Source organism: Bradyrhizobium sp. ARR65 (assembly GCF_000472385.1).
In the GTDB taxonomy this organism is placed as follows: Bacteria; Pseudomonadota; Alphaproteobacteria; order Rhizobiales; family Xanthobacteraceae; genus Bradyrhizobium.
Window position 1 is genome coordinate 187131 of record NZ_AWZU01000009.1, and the last position, 10885, is coordinate 198015.

8 protein-coding genes and 2 pseudogenes are annotated in these 10885 nt (G+C 64.4%); 4 read left to right on the forward strand and 6 right to left on the reverse strand.

Features of this window, described 5'->3' with window-relative positions:
- Positions 1-7: 7 nt before the first annotated feature.
- The 5 genes from F758_RS0113385 to rsmH all read right to left on the reverse strand — a co-directional run bounded on the left by F758_RS0113385 (position 8) and on the right by rsmH (position 6117).
- Positions 8-1447 carry a UDP-N-acetylmuramoylalanyl-D-glutamyl-2,6-diaminopimelate--D-alanyl-D-alanine ligase gene (locus F758_RS0113385; RefSeq protein WP_024508349.1) on the reverse strand — a complete coding sequence of 480 codons (1440 nt, stop codon included), beginning with the start codon at positions 1445-1447 and terminating at the stop codon, positions 8-10.
- Positions 1444-2904 (reverse strand): UDP-N-acetylmuramoyl-L-alanyl-D-glutamate--2,6-diaminopimelate ligase, encoded by a 1461-nt coding sequence (locus F758_RS0113390; protein WP_024508350.1) that lies wholly within the window; start codon positions 2902-2904, stop codon positions 1444-1446. Before F758_RS0113390 ends, F758_RS0113385 begins: the two co-directional genes overlap by 4 nt.
- A gap of 78 nt (positions 2905-2982) precedes the next feature.
- A complete protein-coding gene (locus F758_RS0113395) occupies positions 2983-4728 on the reverse strand; it encodes a peptidoglycan D,D-transpeptidase FtsI family protein (RefSeq protein WP_024508351.1) in 1746 nt (581 codons plus the stop codon).
- Positions 4725-5117: a cell division protein FtsL gene (gene ftsL, locus F758_RS0113400; RefSeq protein ID WP_024508352.1), complete on the reverse strand. Its 393-nt coding sequence runs from the start codon at positions 5115-5117 to the stop codon at positions 4725-4727. The genes F758_RS0113395 and ftsL overlap by 4 nt, the downstream gene beginning before the upstream one ends.
- 4 nt (positions 5118-5121) lie before the next feature.
- Positions 5122-6117, reverse strand: a complete 996-nt coding sequence (rsmH, locus tag F758_RS0113405; RefSeq protein ID WP_024508353.1) for a 16S rRNA (cytosine(1402)-N(4))-methyltransferase RsmH — start codon at positions 6115-6117, stop codon at positions 5122-5124.
- A gap of 488 nt (positions 6118-6605) precedes the next feature.
- On the opposite strand from rsmH, the pseudogene F758_RS43790 reads away from it, so the two are divergent.
- The 4 genes and pseudogenes from F758_RS43790 to F758_RS0113420 form a co-directional block, all read left to right on the forward strand.
- Positions 6606-7465 (forward strand): annotated as a pseudogene (locus tag F758_RS43790) (N-acetylmuramoyl-L-alanine amidase).
- Positions 7466-7741: 276 nt separating this feature from the next.
- Positions 7742-9514 (forward strand): FAD-binding oxidoreductase, encoded by a 1773-nt coding sequence (locus F758_RS43795; protein WP_198026479.1) that lies wholly within the window; start codon positions 7742-7744, stop codon positions 9512-9514.
- Positions 9454-9621, forward strand: coding sequence for a hypothetical protein (locus tag F758_RS53245; protein WP_502689147.1), 168 nt, complete (start codon positions 9454-9456; stop codon positions 9619-9621). The genes F758_RS43795 and F758_RS53245 overlap by 61 nt, the downstream gene beginning before the upstream one ends.
- A 37-nt stretch (positions 9622-9658) precedes the next feature.
- A pseudogene (locus tag F758_RS0113420) lies at positions 9659-10573 on the forward strand (MOSC domain-containing protein); the annotation flags it as partial.
- A 2-nt stretch (positions 10574-10575) separates the two neighbouring features.
- Here F758_RS0113420 and F758_RS47615 read toward each other — a convergent pair.
- Complete coding sequence (locus F758_RS47615; protein ID WP_502689148.1) at positions 10576-10857, reverse strand: hypothetical protein; 282 nt, start codon at positions 10855-10857, stop codon at positions 10576-10578.
- Positions 10858-10885: the final 28 nt, after the last annotated feature.

Genomic DNA, 10885 nt, shown 5'->3' on the forward strand with positions numbered 1-10885 from the left:
TTCTGTCCTATCCCGCGGCGACGTCGCGCGCGGACCTAGCGAGAAAGCGCTTCTCCAGCGCATTCACAATGGCCTTCATTTTCGAGCCGAGCGACCCCTTGATCATGATCGCATCGCCCGCACGGATCGCGGCAACCACCTGGGATTCCAGGCTCGCCGAATTCTCCGCATAGCCGCCCCGTTTAGCCGGGGAAAGCGCATCCCACAAGTTACGCATCAAGGGACCGCAGCAATAGACAAGATCGATGCGATTGGTTTTGACGACATCGGCAAGGCCGCGATGCAGCTCGGGTCCTGCGGGCCCGAGTTCGAGCATGTCGCCGAGAACCGCGATGCGCCGTCCCTGCGCCCCGACATCCGCCTGGGCCAGCACATTCAGCGCCGCGGCCATCGAGGCCGGATTGGCATTGTAGCTTTCATCGATCAGGGTGGCTTCGCCATTGCCGAGTTCCAGCGCGCGACGCACGCCGCGGCCGGCCGCCGGCACCAGATTCGACAGCGACAGCGCCGCGAGCGCGAGATCCGCGCCGGCAAGGGAGCTGCCTGCAAGCACGGCGAGCGAGTTCAGCGCCATGTGGCGGCCGGGCATGCCGAGCTTGTAGGTCACGTCATGGCCGAGGATGCTGGCATGCACGGCCGAGCAGGTGGCGTGCAGCGAGAGATCCAAAAGCCGCGCATCGGCGTTCGCGTCGGCGCCGAAGGAAACGATGCGCGAGATGTCGCGTTCCCGCGCACGCCGGCTGAGCCGCTCGAACTGCGAATTGTCGCGATTGAGCACCACCGCCCCGCCCGGCTCGAGCCCGGCAAAGATCTCGGCCTTGGCATCGGCGATTGCCTCCAGGCCCGAGAAGAACTCCAGATGCACCGGCTCGACGGTGGTGATGATCGCAAGATGCGGCCGCACCATTTTGACCAGCGGCTCGATCTCGCCCGGATGATTCATGCCGATTTCGAACACTGCAAAGCGCGTGTCGGCCGGACACCGCGCCACCGACAGCGGCACGCCCCAATGATTGTTGAAGGACGCGACCGAAGCATGCGTTGCGCCCTGCGCGGAAAGCACGTGCCGCAGCGCTTCCTTGGTCGAGGTCTTGCCGACCGATCCCGTGACCGCGATGACCTGTCCGGCGAGACGCGCCCGCGCGGCGCGCGCCAGCTCGCCCAAGCCCTCAAGCACGTCCTCGACCACGAGCAGCGGCGCATCGCTCGCAAATTCCCCCGCTTGCGCTGTCTCGACCACGGCGAGCGCCGCGCCGGCCCTTAGTGCCGCCTCAACGAAATCATGGCCGTCATGCACGTCGCCCTTGATCGCAAAATAGGCTTCGCCCGGCTGAATGGTGCGGCTGTCGATGGAAAGGCCGGTCACGGCATCGGGCAACGCGCCGCAGCGCCCGGCATGCATGGCCTCGGCCATTTCCTTGGAGGTCCATAGCGGCGCCGCGTTCATGCGACCCTCGGAGCCAATGCGGTTGCGACCGCTTCGTGATCGCTGAACGGCAGAACGCGGTCGCCGACGATCTGCCCGGTCTCATGGCCCTTGCCCGCGATCAGCAGCGCATCGCCCGGCTGCAACGCATCGATCGCCGTCCGGATCGCGGTGGCGCGGTCGCCGATTTCACTGGCGCCTTTTGTGGCGCTCAAGATCGCGGCGCGGATCGCTTCGGGGTTCTCGCTGCGCGGATTGTCATCGGTGACGATGACGCTATCCGCATTCTCGCTCGCGATCGCGCCCATCAGCGGCCGCTTGCCCGCGTCGCGATCGCCTCCGGCGCCGAACACGACGACCAGCTTGCGCTTGGCGTAAGGACGCAGCGCCTGCAGCGCCTTGGCCAGCGCGTCAGGCTTGTGCGCATAATCGACGAAGATCGGCGCGCCGTTGCGCTCGCCCACCCGCTCGAGCCTGCCTTTGGCGCCTTCGAGCTGTTCGAGCGTTGCGAATACCGCATCCGGCTCGCTGCCGGTTGCAATCGCAAGGCCCGCAGCCACCAGCGCGTTCTCGATCTGGAAATGGCCGACCAGCGGCAGGTGCACGGAATATCTCTTGCCGCGATGTTCGACCAGGAGCTTTTGCGCGAAACCGTCGATCGCAGCCTCGACCAGCCGAATGCCCTCGCCCGCACCGTCGCCTTTGCTGCCGACGGCGAGGATACGCAGGCCGCGCGACCGCGCCGCATCGAGGACTTGGGAAGAGCAATCGTGATCGGCCGAGATCACAGCGGCACCGCCGGGCGGGATCAGCTCGCGGAACAGGCGCAGCTTCGCGGCAAGATAATGTGCGATATCGGGATGATAATCCATGTGATCGCGAGAGAGATTGGTAAAACCGCCGGCGGCGATACGCACGCCATCGAGCCGGTATTGGTCGAGCCCGTGCGACGATGCCTCAAAGGCGAGATGCGTGACGCCGTCACGCGCGATCTCGTCGAGCTGGCGGTGCAGCGCGATCGGATCGGGCGTCGTCAGCGAGCCGTAGACGGTGCGTTTGTCCGACACCAGACCAATGGTGCCGATACTCGCGGAGACATGGCCGAGCCGCTGCCAGATCTGTCGCGTAAAGGCCGCCACCGAGGTCTTGCCGCTGGTGCCGGTCACCGCCGCAATCGTCGCGGGTTGGCGGGGGAAGAATTTTGCCGCCGCCAGCGCCAGCGCCAACCGCGCATTCGGCGTGACGACAAAGGGAACGCGGCAGTTATCGGGCGGCGGATGTTCAGCCGCGATCGCAATGGCGCCAGCGGCGATCGCCGCATCGATGAAGCGCGCGCCATCGGTCTTGTGGCCGGCCAGCGCGAAAAACAGGTCACCGGGTTTTACGGCCCTGCTATCCACGGCGAGACCGCCGACGAGGATCGCTCGCGCCTGCGTATCGAGGCGCGCGTCATCGCCAAAGAGCTCGCCAAGATTCATGATGTTCCAGTCCACCCCGGGCCGTGGGAACGCGGTCGATGCCGCGAGGACTCAAGAAGAGCTGCGGCAACGTCGTGCTTACTGCGTTGTCCTTGATGCCGCAAGAATAAGGCGGTCAGGCGGCGGCAGGTCGAAACGCGGTTCAATGCCCAGGAGCGGCGCGATCCGGGAGATCACATTGCCGGCGGTCGGCACCGCGTTCCAGCCCGAGGTGATGAACCCGTAGGTTTCCTTCAGCGGCTGCGGCTCGTCCAGCATGATCAGGAGCTGGTAGCGGGGTTTATCCGCGGGGATGACCGCCGTAAAGGCGGTCAGCACACGCTTCTTGGCATAGCGCCCGTTGATGACCTTTTCCGCGGTGCCGGTCTTGCCGCCGATGTAGTAGCCCTTGACGTCGGCCTTGCGCGCCGTGCCGACCTCGGCATTGAGCCGCATCAGGAACCGCATCTTTTCGGAGGTTTCGGGCTTGATCACGCGCTTGGCCAACGCCATGGCCTCTTCCTCGCTGCGCTTCAAGAAGGTCGGCGGAATCAGATAGCCGCCATTGACCAGCGCACTGACTCCCATCACCGCCTGTAGCGGTGCCACCGCGATGCCGTGCCCGAACGCGATGGTGATCGTGTTCAGGTCGCCCCAATGCCGCGGCACGATCGGAGCGGCACTCTCCGGCAATTCGGTACGCAGCCGCTCGAGCTGCCCCATCTTGCGCAGGAAAGCCTTGTGCGCCTCGACGCCCTGTGACAGCGCAATGCGCGCCGCGCCGACGTTGGAGGAGAAGGTGAACACCTCCTTCATGCTGAGGAACCGGCCCTTCGGCTCGTCATCATGGATTGCGAACTTGCCGTAGTGCAGCGGCCCGCGCGCATCCCACATCGAGTTGAGGTCGTATTTGCCGGTATCCAGCGCCATCGCCAGCGTGAAAGCCTTGAAGGTCGAGCCCATCTCGTAGACGCCGGTGGTCAGGCGGTTGATGCGGTCGGGGTCGTGCGCTTCCTTCGGGTTGTTGGGATCGAAATCCGGCACCGAGACCATCGCGACGACCTCGCCGGTCCTGACATTGGTGACGAGGCCAGAGGCCGCCTTGGCGTGAAACTTCTCCTTCGCCTTCAAAAGTTCGTCGCGCAGCGCGTGCTCGACGCGCAGATCCACTGATAACTCGATCGGACGCTGGAGCCGGTCCGTGGCAAAGCCGGCGCGGTGCAAATCGGCAAGCCCGTTATTGTCGAGCCATTTCTCCATGCCGGCGATGCCCTGGTTGTCGATGTTGACGAGGCCGATCAGGTGCGCGACCTCGTTGCCGGTGGGATAAACGCGCTTGTTCTCGCGCAAAAAGCCGATGCCGGGAATCCCGAGGCGATGAATGTCCTGCTGCTGCTGCGGCGTGATTTCGCGCTTGAGCCAGACGAATCCCTTCCTCGATGAGAGGCGGTCGCGCACCTCCGCGGTATCAAGATCGGGCAGCGTGGCCGTCAAGAGTTCGATCGCCTCGTCCTTGTCGATGATGCGGCGCGGCTCGCCATAGAGACTCGGCGCCTTCACATCGGTCGCGAGAATCTCGCCATTGCGGTCGATGATGTCGGGGCGCGCGGTCGCGATCGCGTCGCGCGATCCGCCCTGGCGCGCGCCATGCGCGTCCGCTCCGATCGCGAACATCATGAGCCGCCCGCCGATCACCGCATACACGGCGGCGAAGGCGAGAATGGCAAAGCCGACGCGAGCCCGCGCCTTGGCGGCGCGGTCGACATTGCGCCCGTAAAGCAGGCTGCGGATCAGCCGCTGCCTCCATGGTTCCGGCTTGGTCTTGGCCTGCGCCACATCCGTCATTGCTTCTTCTCCGGCTGCGGCACCGAACCGGTGACATTGGCTGCATCGACTGCCGCATCGATGGTGTGGATCATCGATCCGATCGGGTCTGGATCACCCGGCTTCACCAGGGTCGGCGGCCGCTCGGGAAGGTTCTTGAGATCGTCATATTGGCGGGCGTTGATCGGCTTCAGCGGCAAGTGGCGCTCGGCGAGCCCTTGCAACCGCAGCGGCGCGTCGAGCTTGGCCCATTCGGAGCGCAGCGTCGCAATCGCATCGCGCTCCTCGCGAATTTCGGCATGCAGCTTCAGCACGCGCTCGGTGCGCGCGGTCGAATCCATCTTGATCCGATAGACATAGGCCGCGGCAAACACCAAAAAGCCGATCACGAGGAGGTGGAGGATCCGCATCGCGCTAGCCTCCCCGCATCACATCGGCCAGTCTCGGCCAGGACGGCAAGGGATGGGGCGGATGCGCTGGTGCCGCGGTGCGTTCGGCGGCGCGGAGCTTTGCACTGCGCGCGCGCGGATTGGCGGCAAGTTCTGTCTCGTTCGGGGTCAGCGGCCGGCGCGTGATGAGCCGAAAGCTCGGCGCGGAATGCGCGACCTCCGGCAGGTGGCGCGAGCCGCCGCCGGACTTGCTGCGCTCGTTGAGAAAGTTCTTGACGATGCGGTCTTCCAGCGAATGAAAGGAGACGACCACCAGGCGGCCGCCCTCGCTCAGAACGCGCTCGGCCGCCTCCAGCGCAAGCTGCAACTCCTCGAGCTCTTCGTTGACGAAGACACGCAGCGCCTGGAAGGTCCGCGTCGCCGGGTGAATCTCGCCCGGCTTTGAGCGGACGTTGCGCGCGACGATATCGGCAAGCGCGCGTGTGGTGGTGATCGGCGCCTCCTTGCGCGCGGCGACGATGGCGCGGGCAAGCTTGCGGGAATGGCGCTCCTCACCGAACAGATAGATGATGTCGGCGAGCTGTGCTTCACTCGCGCGCGCGACCACATCGGCCGCGCTCGGACCGCGATCGCTCATCCGCATGTCGAGCGGACCCTCCAGGCGGAAGGAGAAGCCTCGCTCGGCCTGGTCGAGCTGCATGGAGGAGACGCCGACATCCATCACCACGCCGTCGACGCCCGCAACGCCCTGCCCGGCGCAGACCTCGGCAAGATGCGAGAAGCGGTCCTCAACCAGCGTCAGCCTGCCCTCGGACTGCTCGACGAGCGCGAAGCCGCCGGCAACCGCGCTGCGGTCGCGGTCGATCGCGATTACGCGCGTGCCAGGCGTCTTAAGGATCGCCCGGCTGTAGCCGCCTGCACCGAAAGTGCCGTCCACATAAATACCGCCGGTGCGGGGCTGCAGCAGTTCCACCGCCTCGCGGCCGAGCACGGGGACATGGCGCGAAACGTCAGCACTCATGTCCCTTTGCCTCGCGAAAGCTGGCGACGCCAACAGAAACTGGATGGTCGCCGGCCCATGGCGCCTCAAATCCTCGCGCTTGTCCTTGCGCTTGTCCCGAAGTTGTAGAACGCGCCGCCGCTCCGCGCCGTTGCTCACCCCACGCATCCCGTCTCGCAAACCCGGTTTTCCGCATGGAATTTGCTGGGCTGACATGGGATTTCGAGCGTGAAATAGGGATGGCCGTCCCCCACAACCGGTTCGGCTCTTCACGACTTAGTAACGGCAGATAGACTTAAGAAAGGGTTGATGGGACGGTGACAATTCCCGAAAGCGCCCAAGCCCCGACTGAGTTCCACCTTCGAAAGGCTCGTTAAGCGTTCCGCAGAGAAAATGGGAGGGCCGCTTGACCGGAATGATTGCACCGCCGCTATAGTAAAGGAACGGTTAAGTCATTATCCCCCGGAGCAAGGCCGGACGCCGTTGTCCTGCCGGTTTTGAATTGCCAGATGCCGCCTGGTTCGTTCACATCCGACGAATCCGATTCGAAGCGCACTCGTGCCTTCCGATTCCGAAGGCCGTCGCGAGCATGAAGACCTTTACCCCGGACACCTCAATCGCCTCCGACGTGATCGCCTCGCCGAATTACGGCGAGCGGAGCAAGGGCCGCGAGCCGGACATGATCCTGCTGCACTACACCGGCATGCCCGACGCCGAAGGCGCGGTCGCGCGGCTCTGCACGGCGGGCAGCGATGTCTCCTCGCATTACATCGTGCTGGAGGATGGCCGCATCCTGCAATGTGTTCCGGAAGCCAAGCGCGCCTGGCATGCCGGCGTCTCGTCCTGGGCGGGCGAAGAGGACATCAATTCGTGTTCGATCGGGATCGAGATCGTCAACGGCGGGCATGATTGGGGCTATCCGGATTTTCCGTTGCGCCAGATCGCCGCGGTCATTGCGCTGTGCCGCGGCATCATGCTTCGCCGCAAGGTGCCGCCGCAGCGCGTGCTCGGCCATTCCGACGTCGCGCCTTCGCGCAAGAAGGACCCCGGCGAAAAATTCCCCTGGCATTCCCTCGCCAATTCAGGCGTCGGCCACTGGGTGCAGCCGGCGCCGATCGTGCGCGGGGAAGCGCTGATGCTCGGCACCATCAGCGAGGACGTGCAAAACATGCAGATGGCGCTCGCCAAATACGGTTATGGCGTGCCGGTCACCGGGAAATATGACGCGGCGACCATGGACGTGGTGACCGCCTTCCAGCGCCATTTCCGCCCCGCGCGCATCGACGGCATCGCCGACCACTCGACGCTGATCACGCTGCACGCGCTGCTTTCGACGTTGCCGGCCGCGGCGGTGACGACGGCAAGTTGACGCTGTCTCCAACGGCGTGCCTCTCTCACCGTTCGCCAAACAACGCAAATCGGACGTAGCGATCGCCTTTTCGCCAGTGGTTTTCTCCGCCTCAATTACAGCAACTTCTATTCCGAAAAATGCCTCCACTGGTGCGTGCAGTTGCGGGCCAAGTCCCGCTGCGCCCATTGAGCTGTCTGACCGTCGATCAGCGTAAGGGGCGCCAGCGTCCCAGCGCGCGGATCAAAAGCATCAGGTCTCTCTGACGATTTCGATATCTCAGACGAGGGCTCGGCAATGGATAGACGGACTTTCCTAAAGGCAGCGGCTGTGAGCGGCCTCGCTTCACTTGGTGGCGCGGCACCATCGGTGACCGCCGGCGAGGCGATGCCGTTTGCCAGGGTACGTCCGCGCGATCCCGCGTGGCCGTCGCAGGCGCGCTGGAATAGTCTCTTCAATGCGGTCGGCGGCCGGCTCGTCAAGCTCGACGACCCTCTTGCCGCGTGCCGAGCCGCGCCCGAGGGCGCCGCTTGCGAGGCTTACTTCAAGGAGATGCGCAACCCCTATTTCATCAGCGAGAATCCGGCGCTTACCGAAACTTCGGGCTGGGTGGACGCCTGGAATTCCGCACCGAGCGCCTACGCCGTCAAAGCGCAATCGACGGCGGATGTGGTCGTGGCGGTCAACTTCGCGCGGGAGAATAACCTGCGGCTCGTCATCAAGGGTGGCGGTCACAGCTATCAGGGCACTTCCGATGCGCCGGACTCGCTTCTGATCTGGACGCGCGAGATGAGCGGGATCACGCTGCACGATGCCTTCGTTCCGGACGGTTGCGACGCCACACACGCTCCGCAACCCGCCGTCACCGTCGAGGCCGGGGCGCGCTGGCTCGCCGTCTACGACGCGGTCACGACGCGGGGCGGGCGCTATGTGCAGGGCGGCGGCTGCACGACTGTGGGCGTCGCAGGCTTCATTCATGGCGGCGGCTTTGGCAGCTTCTCCAAAAAGTATGGGCTCGGCGCGGCCGGTCTCCTTCAGGCGGAAATCGTCACGGCAGATGGCACCGTCCTCATTGTCAACGCTTGCAACCACCCCGACTTGTTCTGGGCCATCAAGGGCGGTGGCGGCGGCGCCTTCGGTGTCCTCACCAAGCTCACATTGCGCACGCGCGAGCTTCCGACCACCTTCGGCGCAGCGTTCGGTACAATCAAGGCCGCATCCGACACGGCGTTTCGCGGCCTGATCGACAAAACTCTCTCCTTCTATGCGGATAAGCTGTTTAATCCGTATTGGGGCGAGCAGATCGCCTTCGGCAAGGACAACTCCGTGCATGTCGCCATGGTGTTCCAGGGTCTTGGGCAAGCCGAGGCCGAGAGCGTGTGGGCGCCCTTCGCCTCGGCGCTGGCGTCAACGAAGGAGATCTCGATCGAGAGGCCGATCGCCTTTTTCGCAGCGCCGGCGCAGCACTTCTGGGACGCCGATTATCTGCGCAAAGTCCCCGGCCTGATCGTGCAGGACGATCGGCCCGCCGCGCCGCTCGGAAACTTCTTCTATGTTGGAGACAGCGGACAGGTTGGGTTTTTCATTCACGGCTACAAATCGGCCTGGCTGCCGGCATCGCTGCTTCAGGAAAGCGAGCGGCAAAAGCTGACAGACGCGGTCTTTGCCGCATCGCGCCACTGGCCGGTCGCCTTTCACTTCAACAAGGGTTTGGCTGGAGCGGCACCAGAGGAAATCGACGCGGCGCGCGATACTGCAATGAACCCAGCTGTGCTCGAGGCGTTCGCGCTTGTCATTATAGCCGGTCACGGGCCGCCCGCATTTTTAGGCATCCGTGGTCATGAGCCGGATTTGCCGCGTGCGCGCGCCGCCGCGCAGGCCATCGGCCGCGCGTTCGAGTTGCTCGTGACGGTCGCGCCAGGTGCGGGTGCTTATCTCTCCGAGGCCGATTTCTTCGATCCGAATTGGAAGACACGATACTGGGACCAAATTTCGATCGCCTGGCTGCGATCAAGAAGCGCTACGACCCGGACGGGCTCTTCTTCACCCATCACGGCATCGGCAGCATGAATGGAGCGCCGACGGGTTCACGCGGCTACGGACGTAATCTCGATGCCGCCGAGGTCATCCACGAGCGGGCACCGGGTGGTGGGTCCGCACCGGATGCAAGCGGCTAGGAAGACTTCCAGTCCCCCATCAAAAGCGGAGCGGAATATGGCTCGATTACTATCGGTGAATGTCGGACTTCCGCGCGATATCGAGTGGAAGGGTCGAACCGTACACACCGGGATCTGGAAAAATCCGGTGCGTGGGCGCTGTCGGGTCGGCCGCTTGAATCTGGAGGGAGATGGTCAAGGCGACCTGGCCGGCCACGGGGGTGAGCAGCGTGCCGTCTTCGTCTACCAGATCGAGTCGTATCGCTACTGGCAGGAGCAGCTCAAGCGGACCGACTTCGTCCACGGGCAGTTCGGCGAGAACTTCACGATCGAAGGAATGCCCGATGATGCCGTTTGCATCGGCGATCGTTATCAAATCGGCGGCGCGGTCTTCGAGATCACTCAACCTCGCGTGACCTGCTATCGCGTTGGCATTCGGATGAATGAGCCGCGGATGCCGGCATTGCTGACATCCAGCGGACGGCCGGGATTCTACTTCCGCGTGCTGCAGGAGGGCGAAGTCGGCGCGGGCGACGAAATCGTGAAGGTGGGAGAGGCGAATGAGCGAATGACCGTCACAGAGGTCAACGCGCTTCTCTATTCGCCCAATCATCCGCGCGACCGATTGCAGCGCGCCTTGCGGATCGAGGCGCTTTCGCCCGGATGGCGCGCGTCTTTTCAGGCGTTGCTGCAGAGCCAAACGATCGCCATGGGAAGCGGCAATGCGGGGCTGGCGCCGGCTGCAGCCGCGCATCCCGCAGCTCCCGGATTTCAGCCGCTCGCGGTGGCGTCGATCGATCAGGAGTCCGCGGATGTCCTCTCCCTGTCGATGCGGCATCCCGACGGTCAACCGCTGCCACCGGCTCTGCCCGGCCAGTACGTCGTCTTGCGTCTCGCACGGACGGGCGGCGGTCCGCCACTGTTCCGCAGCTACTCGCTCTCGGGGCCCCTCTCGACGGAGCGCTACCGGATCTTTCAATTACCCACAAATTCTCCGCCGACCATGGCGCTCAGCGCCATGTCGGTGAGGCGTGACAGCCCGCGCCACATAACGGTATTGCCGGGCGGCGGATCGCTGGCGCGGGCGAGATAACCGCCGAGCCGGGCGATCTTGATCAGGTAGTGCGAGAGCGTTTTCTGTCTTGCTTTTGGTTTGTCGTTGACGAGGCGATTGAGCACGCCGATTTCCGTCGCAGTCAACGCGAGAGTTGGCGGCGCGTCTGGGGCGGAACGGTTGAGCATCGTCATCCAGAACACCCTCCAACTCAGGATGCAAAAGAGCGAG